The following is a 22,328-nucleotide window of genomic DNA, read 5'->3' as shown; positions in this document are numbered from 1 at the left end:
CGCAGCGGCCACATCCCCGGCGAAGCGACCAGAGAATGCATACAGGAGGCTCAGTGCCCAGCCATGCCAGCGCACGGATCACGAAGGTACTCGTAGCTAACCGAGGCGAGATCGCCGTGCGCGTGATCCGGGCAGCCAAGGACGCCGGTATCGGGAGCGTCGCGGTGTACGCCGAGCCGGACGCCGACGCGCCGTTCGTCCAGCTCGCCGACGAGGCCTTCGCCCTGGGTGGCCAGACCTCGGCCGAGTCCTACCTGGTGTTCGACAAAATTCTCGACGCCGCGGCCAAGTCCGGCGCCGACGCCATTCATCCGGGCTACGGCTTCCTCTCCGAAAATGCCGACTTCGCCCAAGCGGTCATCGACGCCGGGCTGATCTGGATCGGCCCTTCCCCGCAGTCGATCCGCGACCTGGGCGACAAGGTCACCGCGCGCCACATCGCCGAGCGCGCGAACGCGCCGATGGCGGCGGGCACCAAGGACCCGGTGAAGGACGCGAACGAGGTCATCGAGTTCGCCGAGAAGTACGGCGTTCCGGTCGCGATCAAGGCGGCCTTCGGCGGCGGCGGCCGTGGCATGAAGGTCGCGCACTCCATCGAGGAGATCCCCGAGCTGTTCGAGTCGGCCACCCGCGAGGCGACCGCCGCCTTCGGTCGTGGCGAATGCTTCGTCGAGCAGTACCTGGACAAGGCCCGGCACGTCGAGGCGCAGGTGCTCGCCGACCAGCACGGCAACGTCGTGGTCGCCGGCACGCGCGACTGCTCGCTGCAGCGGCGCTTCCAGAAGCTCGTCGAGGAGGCCCCCGCGCCATTCCTGTCCGACGAGGTGCGCGCGAAGATCCACGCCTCGGCCAAGGCCATCTGCAAGGAAGCCAACTACTACGGCGCCGGCACCGTGGAATACCTGGTGCAGGGCGATACGGTCTCCTTCCTCGAAGTGAACACCCGCCTGCAGGTGGAGCATCCGGTCACCGAGGAGACCGCGGGCATCGACCTCGTGCGCCAGCAATTCCGGATCGCCAACGGCGAGGAGCTGGAAATCACCGAAGACCCCGCCCCGCGCGGCCACGCCTTCGAGTTCCGCATCAACGGCGAGGACGCCGGTCGCGGCTTCCTGCCTGCGCCCGGCCCGGTCACTGTCTACCGGGAACCCTCCGGCCCCGGTGTCCGGGTCGACTCCGGTGTGGTGCAGGGCAGTGTGATCGGCGGACAGTTCGACTCGATGCTGGCCAAGCTGATCGTCACCGGCGAGAATCGCACCCAGGCACTGGAGCGGGCGCGGCGCGCGCTGGCCGAATTCGAGGTCGACGGCCTGGCCACCGTCATCCCGTTCCACCGGGCGATCGTCGAGGACCCGGCATTCGTGGGTGACGGCGAGACGTTCGACGTCTACACCAAGTGGATCGAAACCGAGTGGGTCAACACCGTCGAGCCGTTCGCGGCCGCCGGCGCGGCGGCCGATGAAGACGAGGACCTGCCGCGGCGCAAGGTCGTCGTCGAGGTCGGCGGGCGCCGCGTCGAGGTGTCGCTGCCGGGTAACTTCACCGTCGGCGCCGGAGCCGGTGGGGCGGCGGGCAACGGTGCCGGTGTGATCCGCAAGAAGCCCAAGCCGCGCAAGCGTGGCAGCGCAAGTGGCGGTGCCGCGTCGGGCGACGCGGTCACCGCCCCGATGCAGGGCACCGTGGTCAAGGTCGCCGTCGAGGAGGGCCAGTCGGTCGAGGCGGGCGATCTGATCGTGGTGCTGGAGGCCATGAAGATGGAAAACCCGGTCAACGCCCACAAGGCGGGCGTGGTCACCGGCCTGTCCGTCGAGGCGGGCGCGGCGATCACACAGGGCACGATACTCGCGGAAATCAAGTAGATACCTGGCGAAGACCGTCTCGGAGCGGGCTCGGACAACGACGTCCGCGCCCGCTCCGTTTGTTTCGGTGGTCCCGCCGTGGTCACGAGGCTCTCATCCAACCGCACACATACGCCGGAGTAGGCGACGTGCCGTGTCAGCGGCAGTCCAGAGCGGTACTGCCACTTCTCCGGCCTGCTGCCGGCATCGCTCGCTCGGCGGCCGTGTCCCGGCGCAGGCAGCAGCTCGATCCGCGACGTTCACCGGCTTGTTGCGCTGGCTTTCCTTTCCCGATTCCCTCCTCGTGTGGCACCGGGTCGGCGACGGTCACACGCGGGTGAACACCACTTTTTCGACCTGAGGTTCCCGCCACGGTGTCGTATCGTGATGCGGTGACCAGCTCGTCAAGCGTCTCCCCCGTCGCGGAGCTGATCCGCGCTCGCCATGCCACGTCCACCCGCGCCGACGGGCATCGGCTCGTGCTCGTCATCGAGGGTGGCGGCAGCCGAGGCGCGTACTCCAGCGGCATGGTGTCCGCACTGGAGGAACTCGGACTCACGGCGGTGTTCGACGCGGTGTACGGCACGTCGGCGGGCGCGATCAACGGAGCCTGGCTGTTGTCGGGGCGCGCGATCCGCGGAATGCGTTCCTGGACCGACCCGGTGATCATGCGCCGCGCCGTCGACCCGGCCCGGCTCCTGCGCGGGCGGCCCGCGTTCGATCTGCGCTACCTCGTGCACCAGGTGTACGACGGCATCGAGCCGATGGATTTCGAGGCGATTCTGGCGAACTCCACCACGTTCCATCCGATCGCTACGGATATCCGCACCGGTCAGGCGGTCGATCTGCATCCGCACATCACCGACAAGGGCACGCTCATGCGTGCGCTGCGAGCGTCGGCAGGCCTGCCCATCCTGGCCGGCCCGCCGGTCAGGATGGGCGGCGGCGCCTTCTTCGACGGCGGACTCACCGAAACAGTGCCGATCCGCACCGCTGTGCGAGCCGGCGCAACGCGTGCCCTGGTTCTGCGCACCCGACGCGTCGACGAGAGACGTCCGCCCGCCTCACGACTGCACCAGCTCGTGGGGGGCAGCTATTTGCGTGCGGTGGCGCCCGGCGCCTACCGTGCCTGGCTCGAACGCCCGCATCAGCAGGACATCGAGGACAAAGCGCTGGCCGATCTCGGCGATTCGGTCCTGCAGATCCACCCTCCGCCCGGCTCCCCCGATGTCGACAGCGCCGCCCGCGATACAACGCTGCTGTCCGCCGCGCTGCAGATCGGCCGCCATGCCGTTCTCGATGCCCTCGCCACGACCATCCCGGCGGTATAGCGGCTGTCGGTGCGGACGCTGCCGCGTTTGCTCGCACCTTGCGGCCCTCGACGGTTGGCTCCGCCCAGCAGCTAGCCTTTCCTCATGAACGAGCTACCCACCGCCCAACCAGCCCACATGGGCGCGGACGGCGCCGAGGTGACGCCGCCGAATTCCGATCAGATCGTGGCAGGGCGGCTCGACATCGCGCAGCGCCACACGCTCGGCAGCGCGCGGTTCGGTAGTCGGCGCGACGCCGCGGGTGGGTGCTGATGGAACCGATCGAGATCAACGCGGGTGCCTGGTATCTACGTGCCCTGCGGGCGGATGACCGCATAGATGACCGCCCCGCGCTGGCCGAGTGCGGCATCACCGACCCGGACTATGTGGCCGAGCGCAGCGCCGGCTGGACCGCGGAGACCCATTTCTCCTGGGCGGTCTGCGAACCGACTACCGCCGAGCTGGTAGCCGAGATCGGGGTGACGCCGGCGGGCGACGGCACCGCCGCCATCAACGGGTGGGCACGCCCCGGCTACCAGCGGGCCTTGGACGCCGGGCTCACATCCGTCCGGCGCTTCGTCGAGGGCGGTTTGGGCCTGCGACCGGTCACCTCCTGACGACCGACGAGCCCAGTGGGCCGTGGTCGATCCTCCGCCTGAACCGCAGCCTCCCGCCTGCGCGCTGTCGCGGGCGCTGCTGCGGCCGCCGCGCCCGCGGACGCCCGTCGATTCAGCGCATGACTCCGGTGTGTCCAATGCAATAGCGTCCCGGTTGCGGCCAGATGGTCAGCCCGTGCGGTCCTTTGCCGACCGGGATGCGCGCCAAGAGGGTCCAGTTGACGATGTCGATGGCGTACACCTCGCCGTGGTGGCGGCCGGACGCCCAGAAGACGCGCCCGTCGGCGGAGATATTGCCCATATCGGGGCTGCCGCCGCCGGGTACGAACCACTTGTGCACCAGCGCGTTCGCCGCGAAATCCCACACCGAGATGCTGCCTTCGTGCCGGTTGGTGATGAGCATCTGCCTGGAGTCGCGAGTGATGTAGAGCCCGTGCGCTCCCTTGCCGGTCGGCACGAAACCGGTGTTCGCGAACGTGTGCGCGTCGATGGTGTAGACGCCGTCGGCGACCATGTCGGCGACGAAGAAGGTATGCCCGTCCGGCGACAGCTTCACATCCTGCGGCATGCCCGAACGGCCGCCCGGTAGATCGACCATCGTGACGATCCTGCGCTCGGCGACGTCGAAAACCATCATCCGGCCGATGAATTCGCAGGACGCCAGGCCGAACCGGCCGTCAGCGGTGAAATCGATGTGATCGACGCCGGTGCAGTCGGGCACCGGCAGGGTGTGGACCTTCGCCCAGGTCTGCGGATCGTAGAAGTCCAGCGACTTGTCCGCCTCGGCGACGACGACGGCGTACTTGCCGTCCGGCGTGTAGTACATGTTGTACGGGTCGCGCACTGGCCAGGGCTCCCCCGGCTTGCCCGTGCGCGGATCGATCGGCAAAAGGCTGCCCGCGCCCAGCGGCAAGTCGTTGGTGACGTACAGCGTCTGCAGGTCATAGGACGGGACGACGTGCTGCGGCTCCCGGCCGCCCGCGCTGAAGGTGTCGATCACCTGGAAGGTGTCCGGATCGATCACCGAGACCGTGTTCGACTCGCTGTTGGGCACGTAGACCAGCGGCCGTTGGTCGGTCACGCCCGGGCTCAGTGCGCGGTTGGCCGCGTACACGTCCGTTGGCGAGAGCGGTGGCGGCATGCCGGACAGCAGGTCGGTCATGTGCGGCGGAAACGCGTTGGGGGGCGGTGCGGCTACGGCCGTCGCGCTCACCTGTCCCGCCTCCGTGGCCACTGTGCCCGCGTCGCCGGCGGCGCAACCGGTCACGGCGGACAGCAGGACGAGGGAAGCCATGAGGTGCGGCGCGCGGCGGCGGAACATGCGCTGCCGGTTCACGCGCCGCACCTCCTCACACAGTGGTGAAGACGAGAGCACATGGCGCGAATCCTAGGAGGTGATGTAGGACTTCGCACCCGATGCCGAGGACACCGCCGTGGCGCCCGCGCCATCCTTTCGCGTGAGCTATTCGAGACTGGTCAGGATTCGCTCCAGAGCCTCGACAGCCTCATCCAACTCGGCGCTCGTGACCGTCAGCGGGGGACGGAAGCGGATACCCCGATCGCCGGTGCCGAGGATCAGGACGTGCTCGCGTTCACGCAGCGCGGTGAGCACCTCGTCCCGCAACCGCGCCGAAGACAGCGTGATCGCACACATCAGTCCCCGCCCGCGCGCCTCGCCGGCGTCGGCGTGCCGGGCGGCCACGCCCGCCAGCCGGTCGAGCAGGTGCGTGCCCAGCGGCCGCGACCGTTCGATGAGTTCGTCGCGCTCGATCACCTCCAGGATGCGCCGGGTCCGCACCATGTCGGCGAGGTTGCCGCCCCAGGTGGAGTTGAGCCGGGAGCTGACCGCGAAGACATTGTCGGGCACCTCGTCCACGCGCCCGCCCGCCATGACGCCGCATACCTGGGTCCGCTTTCCGAAAGCGACGATGTCCGGTGCCAGCCCGAGTTGCTGGTAGGCCCAGGGGGTTCCGGTCATACCGACGCCGGTCTGCACCTCGTCCAGGACGAACAGCGCGTCGTTGTCGTGACACAGCTGCTGCACGGCTTGCAGGAACTGCGGTCGCAGGTGCCGGTCGCCGCCTTCGCCCTGGATCGGCTCGGCGATGAAACATGCTATGTCGTCGGGGTTTTCCGCGAAGGCCTGCCGCGCCTGGGTCAGCGCGCAGGTCTCCGCTTCCTCGACATCGAAGGCGTCGGTCAGGTAAGGCGCCTTGATTCGGGGCCAGGCGAACTTGGGGAACCGCGCCGTCTTCACCGGATCGGTATTGGTGAGCGACATGGTGTAGCCGGTGCGGCCGTGGAACGCGCCGGTCAGGTGCAGCACCTTGGTGCCGAGTTCCGCTGCGCGGCCGTGGGATTCGTTGTGTCTGCTCTTCCAATCGAACGCGATCTTGAGGGCGTTCTCCACCGCGAGGCCGCCGCCGTCGATGAAGAACAGGTGCGGCAGGTGTGGATCGCCGAGGACCCGGACGAACGTCTCGACGAAGCGGGCCATCGCCACGGTGTAGATGTCGGAGTTGCTCGGCTTGTTCAGTGCCGCGGCGAGGAGCTCGGCACGGAACTGTTCGTCGGCGGCGAGGGCGGGATGGTTCATGCCCAGCGCGTTGGAGGCGAAGAAACCGAACATGTCGAGGTAGGCGGTGCCGTCGCGTTCGTCGACGAGACGGCAGCCGCGGGACTGCTCGAGGTCGAGCACCAGGTCGAAGCCGTCGGCCAGGATGCTCGCCGACAAGATCTCGTGTACCCGGGCGGCGGGGGTGACCGCCGGGCGGGTGCGTTCCAGTTCGATGGTCACGCCATGAGGGTACGTAAAAATTTACGTAAGCTCTACATCGAAACGGATTAATTCCGAGGTATCCCTATCTGTCATAGAATGTCTGAAGGATGATGGTGCTTCGGGTGCGCACGTTGGCGGTCGCTCTGATCTCCTGGAGCAACTGCTCGAGATGCCGCGGGGATGCCACCCGGACCAGCAGGATGTAGCTCTCTTCTCCCGCCACCGAGTGACACGCCTCGATGCCGGGGATGTGCTGGAGCACCGCGGGCGCATCATCGGGTTGCGACGGGTCGAGAGGAGTGATCGCGACGAATGCCGACAGCAACTGGCCGAGCGCTTCCGGATCGACGTGCGCGGCGTACCCGCGGATCACCCCGCGCGCCTCTAACCGACGGACCCGCGATTGCACCGCGGACACCGACAGACTCGCCTTTTCGGCCAGATTCGACAGGGTGGCCCGTCCATCGGCCATCAGTTCACGAATCAGCAGGCGATCGATGTCATCGAGTACGGGTCTTGCCGGTGTATCCGCCATCAGCGAAGGCTAACCCAGGCAGCCGACCTCGTGCTCGGAACCCGACCCTCCATCCTCCCGCGATGTGGGACACACGCCCCGCTCTGCGGACCGAGATGCCGCGACGCGGCCGAAAGGTACGGCGGAACAACAGATGACTGATGTACTCGGCGCCAAGACCACTACCCAGGAACTCGCCGCGAGAGCGACCGCGCTGCTGCACGCACTCGGTGCGCGACTGCCGGAACCCGGCTCGCTGCCCGCGCGCACCCCGATCACGGGCGGCCAACTGCTGACCCTGCGGCCCAGCTCCCCGGGCGACGTCGATGCCGCGATCGGCCGGGCCGCCACCGCCTTCCAGGCATGGCGTAGCGTCCCGGCGCCGGTCCGGGCCGCGCTTGTGCGCCGACTGGCGCAGCTGCTCATCGCGCACAAGAGCGATCTGGCCGAGCTGGTCACGCTGGAGGCGGGCAAGATCCCCGCCGAGGCAGCGGGCGAAGTGCAGGAAATGATCGACATCTGCGAGTTCGCCATCGGTCTTTCCCGGCAGTTGTACGGACAGACGATGCCTTCCGAGCGACCGGGCCACCGTTTGATGGAGACCTGGCATCCACTGGGCGTGGTCGGGGTGGTCTCGGCGTTCAACTTTCCCGTCGCGGTATGGGCGTGGAACACGGCGATCGCGCTGATCTGCGGGGACACCGTGGTGTGGAAGCCGTCGGAGACGACACCACTGACCGCCGTGGCCTGCCATGCGTTGCTGCGGCGCGCGGCGAGCGAGGTCGGCGCGGATCCGGAAGTGCATCAATTGATCCAGGGCGCGAGCGACATCGGGTCCCGCCTGGTCGGGGACGAACGGGTAGCGCTCGTGAGCGCCACGGGTTCGGTGCGGATGGGGCGGCTCGTCGCGCCGCGGGTCGCCGAGCGACTCGGGCGCTGCCTGCTGGAGTTGGGTGGCAACAACGGCGCGGTCGTCACCGCCTCCGCCGATCTCGAACTCGCGGTGCGGGCGATCGTGTTCGCGGCAGCGGGCACGGCCGGGCAGCGCTGCACCACCCTGCGGCGACTGATCGTGCATCGCGAGGTGGTCGCCCCGCTGGTGGAGCGGCTCGAACGGGCGTATCGACAGCTGCCCGTCGGCAATCCGTTCGACGACGGGGTGCTGGTCGGTCCGCTGATCGACGGCCGGGCTTATGCCGGTATGCGCGCCGCGCTGGATCAGGCGGTGGCCGACGGCGGCGAATTGCTCTGCGGCGGTGATCGAGTCGAGGTCCTCGGCGACGATGCCTACTATGCGCGACCCGCCATCGTGCGCATGCCTGCCCAGACCGCGGTGGTGCGCGCGGAAACCTTCGCGCCGATCCTGTACGTCCTCACGTACGACGACTTCGACCACGCGATCACGCTGCACAACGAAGTACCGCAGGGCCTTTCGTCCGCCATCTTCACCACCGACCAGCGCGAGGCCGAACGCTTCCTCGCCGCGGACGGGTCCGACTGCGGGATCGCCAACGTCAACATCGGCACCTCCGGCGCCGAGATCGGTGGTGCGTTCGGCGGCGAGAAGCAGACCGGCGGCGGACGCGAATCCGGTTCCGACTCCTGGAAGGCGTACATGCGCCGGGCCACCAACACGATCAACTACTCCACCGAACTCCCGCTCGCCCAGGGCATCGAATTCGGCTGAACACCCCCGCCCACCAGCGGATTCGGTAGTACACGCAAATGTGTGTAAGGTTGTACCTACCGACGCGGGGTGGAGCAGCTCGGTAGCTCGCTGGGCTCATAACCCAGAGGTCGCAGGTTCAAATCCTGTCCCCGCTACTAGAAAACGGCCCGGAACACTCCGGGCCGTTTTCCATTCCCCACGCACCCCACCGCCCGCGGCGTGGCATCCCCGAGCCCCGGCCGCACGGGCAACTCGTGCACCCGCCGCGCACCGTCGAAGACCACGACAGTCCACACCACGGTGTCCTCGTGACAACGCCCCGGGCCGGAGCGTCCGCCGATGCTCTGACCCGGGCATTTCCTGCCGAGTGATCGGATCCCGATCAGCCCTCGGCGGGCTCACCTACGCGCCGAAGGTTTCCTGTAGCCGCCGATGGCGATGACGGAACAGGAATGCCAGTCCCGCGCGCAACATCCCGCTCCAACCGGGAATCAGACCCATCGGCGCACGCGGAACGAAAGTCACCGCGTCGATTACCTCGGTCCGGTCACCGATCGAGCGAAGCGTGCGCTCATGTGTCCACTCCCGTATCGACATCATCGTCGACTCCTCCCGGAACCGGTGCCCGGCGTCGATCTCCGCGAGGGTCATTCTGGAGAAGTCCATCGGCAGTACCCCGAACAGCAGGAAGAAACCGCGCCCCAGGTTCGTCCCGGGTGCGATGTCCCCGACGGCGCGACCACGCAGTCCCCTCGGAACGGTCATGCGCAGGTAGGGCCGCAGTTCGGCATTGATACCCGTCGCCGACGTGACCGCCGCCCACACCTGTTCGATCGGCGCGTCCACCACACTGACCACGTCGATCCGCTGCGCCGCCGGTTCGAAGTTCATGTCACCACCTTCATTGCCAAGGGACCTGATCGGGTTTCGGCCGTCATTCTCGCGCCACCAGCAACCGCATCGGCCCGTGGTGGGATCGGCAACGTGACAGGCTACCCATCCAGGCGGCTAGCAGCGTGGTGGCTCGATACCGAGCGCGCGCAGACGCTCGGCGTAGACCGCTATGTTGGCGAGTTTGATGTCCTCGTAGCCGCGCACGATGTCGGCCAGGCCCGCCGCCGCCACGGCGCGGTCGTAGTTCGCCGCGTCCAGGGTGGTGGCGAGGGTGGTCACCATTTCGAGGTAGTGGTCACGCAAGGCTCGCTCGACGCGACGCACGTGCGCGTAACCGAACGGATCCAACTTGGTGCCACGCAGTCTCTTGCCCTTGGCCAGCACCCGCAGGGCGAAGTGGGCGCGTGGACCGAAGCCGATCTTCGTCGCGCGGCCCATGGCGCGCAGGATCGGCGGGTGCAGCCGGTAGGTCAGGTTCGCGCCGCCGGGCAGCTGCGCCGCGGCGTCGTGCAGGAAGTCCGGATCGGTGAGCCTGCGCGCCACCTCGTACTCGTCCTTGTACGCGGTGAACTGGTACAGGCCGCGCGCCACCTGCTCGCTGAACTCGGTACGGTCGCCGACCCGGCTCTGCGCTTGCCAGACCCTTTGCACAGCGTGCACATATGCGCGGGCGAGCGCGACGCTCTGGAATCCGATCAACTCTTCGGCACGCAGCTCGACCAGCCGCCTTGTTTCCCCCACCGCGGTCAGGCCATCGAAAAGATCTGCGGGAATACGCATTTCAGATTTCGGTGGGCGTTGCAGGGTGGTCGCCGCGGCGAACTCATCCGGCCGCGCCACCGCGACGCGACCCCAGCGGAACGCGGCGATGTTCGCGCCCACCCCGACGCCGTTGATCTCGATCGCCTCCTCGATCGCCACTGCGGGCAGCCGTAGGGCACCGACCTGGTAGGCGGCGCCGACCAGCAGGAAGTTCGCGGCGGCGGTGTTGCCGAACAGGGCTTGGGCCGCGGCCAGCGCGTCGAAGGAGTGCACCGAGCGCGATACCTGCGCCAAGCGGTCCAGAAGCAGCCGCTGCTGCGGATAGGGCACCGACTTGTCATAGATCATGTCGCCGGTCGGTGTCCTGCTGGTCGACGCCACGGCGAGCGTGGTCGTCCGCGAGCCATAGCCGAGGTTCTTGTTGTCGGTGGCGGTGAGCAGGTCGAACGCGACGATGCAGTCGGCGGAGGCGGGCGCGAGCCGGTTGGCCGGTTCCAGCGCGCCGAGCGCGAACCGCAGGTGCGAGACCACCGGCCCCGCCTTCTGGCTCAATCCGATCTGGTCCAGGCTCGCGACCTCGTATCCGGCGCGCATCGCCGCGGTGGCCAGCACCTGGTTGACGGTCACGATGCCGGTTCCGCCGATACCCGCCAGCAGGACATTCTGCGTCGACGTCGGCGCAGCGCAACGCAGGTCCGGCACTCGCGGCGGCTGCGGGCACCGAACGCCGTCGCGCTTGTTCGCCGTCGCCGGGTCGGGCAGCTCGACCGTGACGAACGCGGGGCAGTCGCCGTTGAGGCAGCTGTAGTCGGTGTTGCAGGAGGTCTGATCGATTCGGGTCTTGCGGCCGAATTCGGTGTCCACCGGCTGGACCGAGAGGCAGTTGCTCTGCACGCCGCAGTCGCCGCAGCCCTCACACACCGCTTCGTTGATGATCACCCTGGTGCGGCGCACCGGCAGCGTGCCGCGTTTGCGCTGCCGCCGGGCGTCGGCGGCACAATGCTGGTCGTAGATGAGCACCGTGACACCGCGCACCTCGCGCAGGACGCGCTGCGCTTCGTCGAGCCGGTCCCGATGCCAGAGCAGCGTGCCGGGGGCCAGATCGCGCTTGCGGTAGCGCTCGGGCTCGTCGGCGCAGACGATGATCCGCCGCACGCCCTCGGTGGTGAGTTTGTGGGTGAGCTTCGGCACGGTGACCGCGCCCTCGGCGTGTTGCGCGCCGGTCATCGCGACGACGTCGTTGTGCAGCAGCTTGAACGTGATGTTCACGCCCGCGGCGACGCACGCCTGCACGGCGAGCTGGCCGGAATGGAAGTAGGTGCCGTCGCCGATGTTCTGGAACAGATGCGGTACGTCGGTGAAGGGTGCCTGTCCGATCCATTGCGCGCCTTCGCCGCCCATCTGAGTCAGCCCGGTGACCGCGCTGTCGGCGCGGCCCGACATGGTCACCAGGGTGTGACAGCCGATGCCGCCGCCCGCGAGCGAGCCTTCGGGTATCGCGGTCGAGCGGTTGTGTGGGCAACCGCTACAGAAGTAGGCAGCGCGCTTGGCAGGCAGGATCGCCAGTGACAATGCTTGCGGCAGTGGACGTTTCAGTTCTACGTAGCCATCGAGTACCCGGCGAAGGGGCGCGGCGATGCGGCCGGAGGTGAGTTCGCCATCCTGAGCGAACAAGGGGCGGCCCGACGGGTCACGTTTGCCGATTATTTCGGGAGCGCCGGGGGTGCCGTACAGAATCTCCCGGATCTGGGTTTCGACGAATGCGCTCTTGTCCTCGACCACGATCAGCCGGGTGAGCCCAGCGGAGAACTCCCGAACCCGCTCGGGTGCAATGGGATACGGCATTCCGATGCGCAACAGTCGAATGCCCGCCGCGCGCAGCGCGTCGTCGTCCGCGCCGAGGTCGAGCAGCGCTTGCCGGACCGCGTCGAACGTCGTTCCGGCGGCGGCGATCCCCACCGTGGCGCGAGTGGGATTCACCTCGATCACATCCAACCCGTTGCGCGTGCTGTACGCACGCACCAGTTCCCAGCGCGGACCATAGAGATCGGCTTCCGCGAGCAAGCTGTCCGCCGGGGCGGCCATCGGGCGCTGCCGATAGCGGAATGGCCGTCCCTCCCATTCGATCTCGGGCACCACGAGGTCGATCTCGCCGACCGAACCGTCGACGGTCCAGGCGCCGTCGGCGACATCGGCGACGATCTCGAGCGCGACGAGGCATCCCGAGGCACGCGACAGGGCGACACCGTGTAGGCCCATGGTGATGATTTCGCGGGCGTTGCGGGGGAACAGCACCGGGATGTTCATCGCCGCGAGCGAGCGCGCGCTCGCGGCGGGCACGGTGGACGACTTGGACGCCGGATCGTCGCCGACCAGCAACAGCACGCCGCCGCGCGGGTTGGCGCCGTACATATTGGCGTGGCGCAACGCGTCGGTCGCCCGGTCCAGCCCTGGGCCCTTGCCGTACCAGACCCCGACGACGCCGTCGTGCGTGGCAGTACCCGCAGGCAGGTCGGCCTGGCTGCCCCACACCGAGGTCGCGGCCAGCTCCTCGTTCAATCCGGGAACGAACGCGATGTCATGCGCGGCGCGGACATCGGGCATCCCGGCCAGCATCTTGTCGACGCCGGCCAGCGGACTGCCCTGGTATCCGGACACGAACGTGCCGACCCGCCGGCCGGCCCGCAGATCGCGCACGTGCTGCTCGACCAGCTGCCGGGCGATGGCCTGGACACCGGTGAGGACAACCGGCCCCGCGCCCACGCGGTACCGGTCGGCAAGGTCGTAGGGAGCCGCGATCAGGTCGCGGTCAGCGAGCTCGGTCATCCGGATCCACCCGTCCGCTCGGCGCCGATCGCGCGTTGAGCATCTAGTTTCGATATCTTGTATCTATAGATCCAAACGCACAACTATCAGGATCAATACTGATCAATCTGCACAATACTGGATGCTTCCGATGGGCACCGCCTGCGCACCCTGCGAGGTAAATGTGACGACGCCCACAAGGCGTCTCACGACTCTGCCCGCGCCGCGCCGCACCGCGTTTGCTCCGCGGCGCCGGTCCGCACCTGTGTGAAGGTGGAGAGATGGGTGTGTGCAGCAGTGGCATGGTGGTCGTCGCGGCCGCCGCGCTGTGGGCGTTGACCGCGTGCGGGCACCCGGCGCCGGACGTCGGTTCGGGCGTAATCTCCGCACGGGACCCGACCGCGGCGGCGGGGACGCGGGCCGGCCCCGGTCCACGCAGCTACGTGGGCGGCACGATGATCGTCATCCCACCTGCGGCGGATCTGGAACCGAGTGCGGCGCTGCCCTTCTCCGAGTACGACGTCGAGGACGGCACGGACCGGCTCGCGATCCACATCCCCGGACCGATCGGCTGCCCGAGTATCGGATTCACCGCGCGGGCCGAGGAATCCGCCGAGCGGGTCAGCGTGCGGCTGATCCGCGGCCTGCATCGCGGCATGCCGCCATGCCAGGCCGCCCGCCCGGAGCAGAAGCGCGAGTACGGCGTCGTCCTGGTCGAGCTGGCCCACCCACTGGACGATCGGACCGTACTCAGTCTCGCCTGAGCCGCTGCGCACGTGCCGATCCCGCTGCAGGCACCAGGCGCGGCCGACATCAGGCGGTGAAGTGCAGCGTCCATTCGCCGCGATAGTGCAGGCGGGTGACGCTGCCCGGCGGAATATCGATGCGCCAGAACGATTTCGGCGGGGCGTCCAGCGTCACCAGCAGCGCGGCCCGGATCACCGCCGGGTGCGTGACCGCGATGGTGGGCACGGCCTGCCCGGCGATCTCGGCCATCCAGAGTCTGGTCCGCTCGATCACGTCCACCACGGACTCGCCGCCGTGCCCGCGGAACTCGGGATCGGTCAGCCACGCGTACAACTCGTCCTGCGGCACCGACATGAGTGCCCCGCCGCGCCAGGCGCCCGCGTCCAGGTCGCGCAACCGGCTGTCCTGCTTGCCCGGCAAGCCGAGCAACGCGGCGGTCTCCACGGTCCGGCGTTCCGGTCCGGTGAATACACGCTCGGCGGTCAGCGGTGCGCATCCCGACACCGCGCGCCGACCCGCCTCGGTCAGCGATTCGTCGACCGGAAAACGTGCCTTGCGCATCGCCTCGGTCATCCCATGGCTGACCAGGTCGAGTCTGAGCACCTTTTGCACCTGTCGAAGCGTACGGCGCGGCAGCTCACAGCCGTAGTTCGATGGTTACCGCACGCGACGGCACGGGCGTGCTTGTCGGTGGCGCGGTGCACACTGATGCCATGGCCCCGTTCTCCCGCGCGACCCAGGAGTGGTTCGACGGCGCGTTCCCCGCGCCGACATCCGCTCAGCTCGGCGCGTGGCAGGCGATCGCGGCGGGCGAGCACACCCTTGTCGTCGCGCCGACCGGGTCCGGGAAGACGCTGTCCGCGTTTCTCTGGGCGATCGACCAGCTGGCTACCCGGGAGCGGACCGCCGAGCGGACCGGCACCGCCGTGCTGTACGTGTCGCCGCTGAAGGCGCTCGCGGTGGACGTGGAGCGCAATCTGCGGGCGCCGCTGGTCGGCATCAGGCAGACCGCCGGACGACTCGGCGTCGCGCCGCCGGAGATCACCGTCGGGGTCCGTTCGGGTGACACCAGCGCCGCCGATCGGCGCTCCATGCTGCGCACCCCGCCGGACATCCTGATCACCACGCCGGAATCGCTGTTCCTGATGCTCACCTCGGCCGCGCGGGACACGTTGCGGGAAGTCGGCACGGTGATCGTGGACGAGGTGCACGCGATCGCCGGCTCCAAACGCGGCGCGCATCTGGCGCTGTCACTCGCCCGGCTCGACCTGCTGACAGCTCGGCCCGCCCAGCGCATCGGCCTGTCCGCCACCGTCCGGCCCCCGGCGGAGGTCGGACGGTTCCTGGTCGGCAATGCGCCGATCACCCTGGTTTCGCCGCCTGCGCCGAAGACATTCGATCTGTCGGTGCGCGTACCCGTCGCGGACATGACCGAGCCGGGCGACTCCGACCAGCCGGGGTCGATCTGGCCACACGTGGACGAGGCGATCGTCGATCTCGTCGTGGCGCACCGGTCCTCGATCGTGTTCGCCAACTCCCGCAGGCTGGCCGAGCGCCTCACCGCCAGGTTGAACGAGGCCTACGCGGCACGGCTCGGCGAGCCGGTGGCGACCGACCACAAACCGCCCGCCCAGCTCGGGGCGTCCACCGAGGTCATCCACGGCGCGGGCCCGCTGCTGGCGCGGGCGCACCACGGCTCGGTCAGCAAGGAGCAACGAGCGCTGATCGAAGACGATCTCAAAAGCGGGCGGCTGCGCTGCGTTGTCGCGACCAGCAGTCTGGAACTCGGCATCGACATGGGCGCGGTCGAGCTGGTCGTGCAGGTAGCGGCACCGCCCTCGGTAGCCAGCGGGTTGCAGCGGATCGGGCGGGCCGGCCACCAAGTCGGCGAGATCTCCCGCGGCGTGATCTTCCCGAAGCACCGCACCGACGTCATCCACTGCGCGGTGGCGGCGCAGCGGATGACCGCGGGGCAGATCGAGGCGATCCAGATCCCGGCGCACCCGCTGGACATTCTCGCGCAGCAGACCGTCGCCGCCTGCGCACTCGACCCGATCGACGTCGACGCCTGGTTCGACGTCGTGCGCGGCACGGGGAGTTACGCCGCGCTGCCGCGCTCGGCCTACGAATCGGTCCTGGATCTGCTCTCCGGGCGCTATCCCTCCGACGAGTTCGCCGAACTGCGGCCCCGGCTGGTGTGGGACCGCGACGCCGGAACCCTGACCGGACGGCCCGGCGCGCAACGCCTGGCCGTGACCTCCGGCGGCGCCATCCCCGACCGCGGCTTGTTCGCGGTGTACATGGTGGGCGAGAAAGCCTCGCGCGTCGGTGAACTCGATGAGGAGATGGTCTACGAGTCACGCGTCGGTGACGTGTTCGCGCTCGGGGCGACGAGCTGGCGGATCGAGGAGATCACCTTCGATCGGGTGCTGGTCACGCCCGCGTTCGGACAGCCGGGCCGGTTGCCGTTCTGGCACGGCGATGGGCTCGGGCGGCCCGCGGAGCTCGGTGCGGCGCTCGGTGGATTCGTCCGGACGGTCGGCCAACTGCTCGCGTCCGAATCAGAGCGCACCGGCGCAACGCGCAAGGCGCAGCGGCGAAAGTCCGGCGCTGCGGCGGCGCACGACGGCATCGCACCCGTACTGCGCTCGGCCGGCCTCGACGACAACGCGTCCGCGAACCTGCGCACGCTGCTGGACGACCAGCGCGCCGCGACCGGTCAGCTGCCCACCGACCGCACGCTGGTGGTGGAGCGCTTCCGCGACGAACTCGGCGACTGGCGCCTGGTCCTGCACTCGCCCTACGGATTGCCGGTGCACGCGCCCTGGGCGCTGGCCATCGGGGCGCGGTTGCGCGAACGATTCGGTGTGGACACCGCGCCGAACGCCTCCGACGACGGCATCGTGGTGCGGCTGCCCGACACGACCGACGACCCGCCCGGCGCGGAGCTGTTCGTGTTCGAGGCCGACGAGATCGACGACATCGTCACCGAACAGGTGGGCGGCTCGGCGCTGTTCGCCTCCCGGTTCCGCGAGTGTGCGGCACGCGCCCTGCTGCTGCCCCGCCGCGACCCCGGCAAACGCGCCCCGCTGTGGCAGCAGCGACAGCGCTCGGCCCAGCTGCTCGACGTGGCGCGCAAATTCCCCGAGTTCCCGATCCTTTTGGAGACGGTGCGGGAATGCCTGCGTGACGTCTACGATCTGCCGTCGCTGCGCCAGTTGCTGGGCCGGGTGGCGCGCCGCCAGGTGCGACTGGTCGAAGTGGAGACCGCGACGCCGTCACCGTTCGCGAACGCTCTGCTGTTCGACTACATCGGCCAATTCATGTACGACGGCGACAGTCCGCTGGCCGAGCGCCGCGCCGCCGCGCTCTCGCTGGATTCGGGCCTGCTCGCCGAGTTGCTCGGTCGGGTCGAGCTGCGCGAACTGCTCGATGCCGCGGTCATCGACCAGACCGAGCGAGAACTACAGCGGCTCACCCCGGAGCGGCTCGCGCGGGACGCCGAAGGCTTGGCGGACCTGCTGCGACTGCTCGGGCCGCTCACCGCCGCAGAGGCTGCCGAGCGCTGCGAGGAGAACCCCGCGGAATGGTTCGCGAGCCTGGTGGCCGCGCGGCGGGCCCTGGAGGTTTCGTTCGCGGGCCGAAGCTGGTGGGTGGCGGTGGAAGACGCGGCCCGCCTGCGTGACGCATTGGGGGTTCCGCTGCCGATCGGAACGCCCGCGGCGTTCATCGAGCCGGTCGCCGATCCGCTCGGTGACCTGGTCGGCCGCTACGCCCGCACGCATGGGCCGTTCGGCACCGAGGCGGTCGCGACCCGGTTCGGGCTCGGCAGCGCCGTCGCAGCTTCCGCGTTGCACCGGCTTGTCACCGAAAAGCGCGTGGTGGAAGGCGAATTCACCCCCGGCGCCGCCGGTGCGGAATGGTGTGACGCGCAAGTACTTCGCCGTGTGCGCCGCCGTTCGCTCGCCGCCGCGCGACACGAGGTCGAGCCGGTCTCGACCGCGGCGTTCGGCCGCTTCCTGCCGTCCTGGCAGCACATCGGCACCGGCGAACTGCGCGGCGTCGACGGTGTCGCGGCCGTCGTGGAACAACTTGCGGGCGTGCCTATTCCGGCGTCGGCCTGGGAATCACTGATCCTGCCCGCACGGGTCCCGGACTACCACCCCGCGCTGCTCGATGAACTGATGGCGACCGGCGAGGTGATCTGGTCCGGGCATGGCGCGATCACCGCCAAAGACGGCTGGGTCGCCCTGCACCTGGCCGAGCAAGCCGCGTGCACACTCGCACCGCCGGATGATATCGATCTCTCGGACGTTCAGCTCCGTCTGCTCACAGCCTTGGGTGCCACGTTCGTGCCGTGGACACCGCTCGCCGCCGATGGCCCGGTAGATCGGCAGCCGGTGCCGCTGGGCGATTCCGATCCGTCGGCCGGTACCACCCGCGCGCAGGAGGATTCGATCGGTAGGCGTTCGGGCGGGCGGAAAACACCGATAGCCGGGGATCCACCGACCGGAGTATCCGGTACCCCGGCAGATCGGGAACCCGTGCCGCTGGACGAACCGGATCCATCGCCGATCAATGGCACGCGCACGGCGGCCCGCTCCGCCGGACGGGAAATCCAGGTAGACGGCGATACACCGGCCGAAAGCGCGGCGGCGCAGCACGACGGTCGCGGGCGAGGGTCAGGTACCGGATTCGGAATCAATACCGGGGCAGCACAACTCGACGGACCCCAACGACTGATGCCGGTCCCGCAGGGCGGCGGCGCGTTTTTCTTCCGGCAGTTGTCGGATGCCACCGGCCTGCTCGACGACACCGCGGTGGTCGCGGCCTTGTGGGAATTGGTGTGGGCGGGATTGGTTTCCGGTGACACGTTCGTCCCGGTACGGGCACTGCTCTCGGGAACGACGCGAACCACCACCGCCCATCGCACACCTCGGCGCGCTCCGCGCGGCCGCGCCTACTTTCCCAGGCCGAGCATGCCGACGCGTTCCGGTCCTGCTTCGGTCGCCGGACGGTGGTCGCTGTTGCCGGAGCGCGTCTCGGACAACACCGTCCGCGCGCACGCGACCGCTGACCTGCTCCTGGAACGGTACGGTGTACTGACCAGGGGATCGGTGCAGAACGAGGGCGTGCCCGGCGGGTTCGCGCTGATGTATCGGGTGTTGACCGAATTCGAGGACCGTGGACGTTGTCGCCGCGGATATTTCGTGGACTCGCTCGGCGGCGCTCAGTTCTCCACCACCGATATCGTGGACCGGCTCCGCGCGTTCGACGCCGAGCGCGCCCGCCCGGACTCCAGCCAGCCGACCGGCACGGTGCTGGCACTGGCCGCCTGCGATCCCGCCAACCCGTACGGTGCCGCACTGGCCTGGCCGAAGAGCGACGTCGAGAGCGGGCATCGGCCCGGGCGCAAGGCCGGGGCGCTGGTCGTGCTCATGGACGGGGAACTGGTCCTCTACCTGGAACGAGGCGGCAAAACCCTGCTGACTTTCACCGAAGACCCCACCGCCCGGCGCGGCGCCGCGCAGGCCCTGGCCGATCTGGTCCGGCATCGTCGGGTGGATGCGCTGGTCATCGACCGCGTCAACGGAGACACCGTGCACGGCAACACCTTCGCCGGATTCCTCACCGAGGCGGGCTTCGCCACCACCCCGCGCGGCCTGCGCCTGCGGAGCCGCCCGTGAGAACGAATACCCGCACCGCCGTCATCGAGCCGGGGCCGTCCTATGCCCGAAGGTGACACCGTATTTCTGACCGCCAAACGACTTCGATCCGCGTTGGCGGGAAAAGAGCTGACGCGCAGCGATTTTCGGGTTCCACGATATGCCACGCTCGATCTGCGCGGGCAGGTGGTCGAGAGCGTCGGCAGCTACGGCAAGCACCTGTTCATCCGGACGCCGACCCTGAGTGTGCACACGCACCTGAAGATGGACGGCAGCTGGCACGTGTTCCACTTCGGACAGCGCTGGACCAAGCCCCGGGTCGCCGCTCGGGTCGTGCTGAGCACCGACGACGTGGAAGCCGTCGGATTCTCGCTGGGTACCGTCGACGTGGTGCGGGTGGGCGACGAACACCGGATCATCGACCATCTCGGCCCTGATCTGCTCGGTCCGAATTGGGATGCGGCGGAAGCGGTCCGGCGACTGGAGCGGTACCCCGGCCAGCCGATCGGCGTGGCCCTGCTCGACCAGCGCAACCTCGCGGGCATCGGCAACATCTATCGCAGCGAGGTCTGTTTCCTGCGCCGCGTCCATCCGGCCACCCGGGTCGGCGACGTTGCGGATCTGCTCGCCCTGGTCAACGAGGCACACCGCATCCTGACCGAAGCGGTGGACAAACCCCTACGACGTCCGCTGGCCTACGGCCGCACCCACCGCCCGTGCCAACGCTGCGGCGCACCGCTCAGGGGCGACCTGCTCGACTACACCGCACCCCAGTACGACCGTGTGGTCCAGCGAGAACGCGGCATCTATTTCTGCCCGCACTGCCAGCCCGTCCCGCCGATATAGCGACGAGGATCACCCCTCGGACGGCACCGGTTCCAGGATTTCCGGGCGGGGTTCGGGGGCCGCGATCCGCAGCGCGTCGGCAGCGGCGTCGTCGGGTTGGGTCTGCGAGTGGACTTCCGCCTCGACGCGCGCCTGATAATTCCGGACTTCCCGGTCGATCTCCTCCTCGTCCCAGCCCAGGATCGGCGCGACCAGCTCGGCCACCTGCTCGGCGCAGTTGGCGCCGCGGTGCGAATACTCGATCGAAATCCGGGTCCGACGGGCCAGGATGTCGTCCAGGTGCAGCGCGCCCTCGGCCGCGGCCGCGTAGACCGCCTCCACCTGCAAATAGGATGGCGCGTCCGTAATCGGTTGCAGCAGTTCCGGTTTACCCTCGGCCAAGGCCAGGACCTCATAGATCAGCGAGCCATAGCGATCCAGGAGGTGCTTGATCCGGTAGGGGTGCACGCCGTACGTCTCGGCCAGCTGCACCGTCTGGTTGACCAGCGCGAAATAACCGTCCGCGCCGAGCAGCGGCACCTTCGCGGTGATCGACGGGGAGACGCGGGCCGGAATATCCTGCGCCGCTTCGTCCACCGCGTCGCAGGCCATCACGCGGTAGGTGGTGTATTTGCCGCCCGCGATGCCGACCAAGCCGGGCGCGACCCGGGCCACGGCGTGCTCCCGCGACAGTTTCGAGGTCTCGTCGCTCTCCCCCGCCAGCAACGGGCGCAGCCCCGCGTACACGCCGTCGATGTCATCGGGTGTCAACGGTGTGACCAGCACCTGGTTCACCCGTTCCAGCAGGTAGTCGATATCGGCCTTGGTGGCGGCCGGGTGCGCGAGGTCCAGGTTCCAGTCGGTGTCGGTCGTGCCGATGATCCAGTGCGTGCCCCACGGGATGACGAACAGCACCGAGGTCGCGGTGCGCAGGATGATCGCGGTGTCGCTGACGATCCGATCGCGCGGCACCACGATGTGCACGCCTTTGGACGCCCGGACATGGAATCGGCCACGCTGATGCGACAGTGCCTGCACTTCGTCGGTCCACACGCCGGTCGCGTTGACCACCACATGTCCGCGGACCTCTCCGGTGCACCCGTCCTCGGTGTCGCGGACCTTGACGCCGACGACCCGGTCGGCCTCGCGCAGGAATCCGACCACCTGGGTGGACGTGCGGATCACCGCGCCGTAGTGCGCGGCCGTGCGGGCCAGCATCATGGTGTGGCGCGCGTCGTCGACGACGGTGTCGTAGTAGCTGACACCGCCGATCAGCGAGTCGCGCCGCAAACCCGGCGCCAGCCGCAACGCGCCCGCACGGCTCAGATGCCGTTGACCGGGAACGGATTTCGCGCCGCCCATGGTGTCGTAGAGGAGCAACCCGGCGGCCACATACGGACGCTCCCAAGCCCGGCGGGTCAGCGGATAGAGAAAGCGCAGCGGCTTGACCAGATGCGGGGCCAGGGTCGACAGCGAAAGCTCGCGTTCCCGCAGCGCCTCGCGAACCAATCCGAACTCCAGCTGTTCCAGATACCGCAGTCCGCCGTGGAACATCTTCGACGACCGACTGGAGGTACCCGATCCGAGATCGCGAGCCTCGACCAGCGCGACCTGCAAACCCCTGGTCGCCGCGTCCAAGGCGATGCCCGCCCCCACCACGCCGCCGCCGACGACGACGACGTCGTAATGATCCTTGGCGAAGCGCTCCCAAGCCGTCGTGCGCTGCTCCGGGCCGAGGAACTGCGAATCCGGTTTCTTGGCCATGCTCGACTCCTCCCGCCGATACGGATCTGTCCGACCGAGCGTTCACCACCAGGCTAGGCGAACCCGCTGGGTTTGTTTCGCAGCACCTGCGGAGCTGCGTGTTCACCGCCCCTCGAAGACCGCGAACGAACGATGCTC

The 22,328-nt window shown here is 68.8% G+C and carries 14 protein-coding genes, 1 tRNA gene and 2 pseudogenes; 10 read left to right on the top strand and 7 right to left on the bottom strand.

Annotated elements, in window-relative coordinates:
* Positions 1-53 precede the first annotated feature (53 nt).
* The 4 genes from ACT86A_RS05735 (at position 54) to ACT86A_RS05720 (ending at position 3,765) form a co-directional block, all read left to right on the top strand.
* Positions 54-1,859: an acetyl/propionyl/methylcrotonyl-CoA carboxylase subunit alpha gene (locus ACT86A_RS05735; protein WP_445090936.1), complete on the top strand. Its 1,806-nt coding sequence runs from the start codon at positions 54-56 to the stop codon at positions 1,857-1,859.
* A gap of 371 nt (positions 1,860-2,230) precedes the next feature.
* On the top strand, positions 2,231-3,169 hold the full coding sequence (locus ACT86A_RS05730) for a patatin-like phospholipase family protein (protein WP_445090935.1): 939 nt from the start codon (positions 2,231-2,233) through the stop codon (positions 3,167-3,169).
* An 84-nt stretch (positions 3,170-3,253) separates the two neighbouring features.
* Positions 3,254-3,421 (top strand): hypothetical protein, encoded by a 168-nt coding sequence (locus ACT86A_RS05725; RefSeq protein ID WP_445090934.1) that lies wholly within the window; start codon positions 3,254-3,256, stop codon positions 3,419-3,421.
* The gene (locus tag ACT86A_RS05720) at positions 3,421-3,765 is read left to right on the top strand and encodes a hypothetical protein (protein ID WP_445090933.1); all 345 of its coding nucleotides are present in this window, start codon (positions 3,421-3,423) and stop codon (positions 3,763-3,765) included. Before ACT86A_RS05725 ends, ACT86A_RS05720 begins: the two co-directional genes overlap by 1 nt.
* A gap of 112 nt (positions 3,766-3,877) precedes the next feature.
* On the opposite strand, the gene ACT86A_RS05715 is transcribed toward ACT86A_RS05720, so the two are convergent.
* The 3 genes from ACT86A_RS05715 to ACT86A_RS05705 form a co-directional block, all read right to left on the bottom strand.
* Positions 3,878-5,101: a YVTN family beta-propeller repeat protein gene (locus ACT86A_RS05715; RefSeq protein ID WP_445090932.1), complete on the bottom strand. Its 1,224-nt coding sequence runs from the start codon at positions 5,099-5,101 to the stop codon at positions 3,878-3,880.
* Positions 5,102-5,227: 126 nt separating this feature from the next.
* Entirely contained in the window at positions 5,228-6,562 is a 1,335-nt protein-coding gene (lat, locus tag ACT86A_RS05710) for an L-lysine 6-transaminase (protein WP_445090931.1), read from the bottom strand.
* Positions 6,563-6,626: 64 nt separating this feature from the next.
* Positions 6,627-7,079 carry an Lrp/AsnC family transcriptional regulator gene (locus tag ACT86A_RS05705; protein WP_445090930.1) on the bottom strand — a complete coding sequence of 151 codons (453 nt, stop codon included), beginning with the start codon at positions 7,077-7,079 and terminating at the stop codon, positions 6,627-6,629.
* Positions 7,080-7,212: 133 nt separating this feature from the next.
* On the opposite strand from ACT86A_RS05705, the gene amaB reads away from it, so the two are divergent.
* Positions 7,213-8,745 (top strand): L-piperidine-6-carboxylate dehydrogenase, encoded by a 1,533-nt coding sequence (gene amaB / locus ACT86A_RS05700; protein WP_445090929.1) that lies wholly within the window; start codon positions 7,213-7,215, stop codon positions 8,743-8,745.
* A 63-nt stretch (positions 8,746-8,808) separates the two neighbouring features.
* A tRNA-Met gene (locus ACT86A_RS05695) sits at positions 8,809-8,882 on the top strand.
* 247 nt (positions 8,883-9,129) lie between these two features.
* Here the strand turns inward: ACT86A_RS05695 and ACT86A_RS05690 are convergent.
* Positions 9,130-9,618 (bottom strand): Rv1443c family protein, encoded by a 489-nt coding sequence (locus tag ACT86A_RS05690; RefSeq protein ID WP_445090928.1) that lies wholly within the window; start codon positions 9,616-9,618, stop codon positions 9,130-9,132.
* A gap of 117 nt (positions 9,619-9,735) precedes the next feature.
* Positions 9,736-13,209, bottom strand: coding sequence for an indolepyruvate ferredoxin oxidoreductase family protein (locus ACT86A_RS05685; RefSeq protein WP_445090927.1), 3,474 nt, complete (start codon positions 13,207-13,209; stop codon positions 9,736-9,738).
* 260 nt (positions 13,210-13,469) lie between these two features.
* On the opposite strand from ACT86A_RS05685, the gene ACT86A_RS05680 reads away from it, so the two are divergent.
* Positions 13,470-13,952, top strand: coding sequence for a hypothetical protein (locus ACT86A_RS05680; protein ID WP_445090926.1), 483 nt, complete (start codon positions 13,470-13,472; stop codon positions 13,950-13,952).
* 49 nt (positions 13,953-14,001) lie between these two features.
* On the opposite strand, the gene ACT86A_RS05675 is transcribed toward ACT86A_RS05680, so the two are convergent.
* Positions 14,002-14,547, bottom strand: coding sequence for a histidine phosphatase family protein (locus ACT86A_RS05675; protein ID WP_445090925.1), 546 nt, complete (start codon positions 14,545-14,547; stop codon positions 14,002-14,004).
* Between the two features lie 101 nt (positions 14,548-14,648).
* Here ACT86A_RS05675 and ACT86A_RS05670 point away from each other — a divergent pair.
* The 3 genes and pseudogenes from ACT86A_RS05670 to ACT86A_RS05660 form a co-directional block, all read left to right on the top strand.
* Positions 14,649-18,275 (top strand): annotated as a pseudogene (locus ACT86A_RS05670) (ATP-dependent helicase); the annotation flags it as partial.
* A gap of 414 nt (positions 18,276-18,689) precedes the next feature.
* Positions 18,690-19,622: pseudogene (locus ACT86A_RS05665) on the top strand (Lhr family helicase); the annotation flags it as partial.
* Between the two features lie 42 nt (positions 19,623-19,664).
* Positions 19,665-20,447 (top strand): Fpg/Nei family DNA glycosylase, encoded by a 783-nt coding sequence (locus ACT86A_RS05660; protein WP_445090924.1) that lies wholly within the window; start codon positions 19,665-19,667, stop codon positions 20,445-20,447.
* Positions 20,448-20,456: 9 nt separating this feature from the next.
* Here ACT86A_RS05660 and ACT86A_RS05655 read toward each other — a convergent pair whose 3' ends face one another.
* On the bottom strand, positions 20,457-22,190 hold the full coding sequence (locus tag ACT86A_RS05655; RefSeq protein WP_445090923.1) for a glycerol-3-phosphate dehydrogenase/oxidase: 1,734 nt from the start codon (positions 22,188-22,190) through the stop codon (positions 20,457-20,459).
* Between the last annotated feature and the right edge of the window lie 138 nt (positions 22,191-22,328).

This window comes from Nocardia glycosmidis (assembly GCF_052545115.1).
This window is presented reverse-complemented; position numbering and strand designations above follow the sequence as displayed.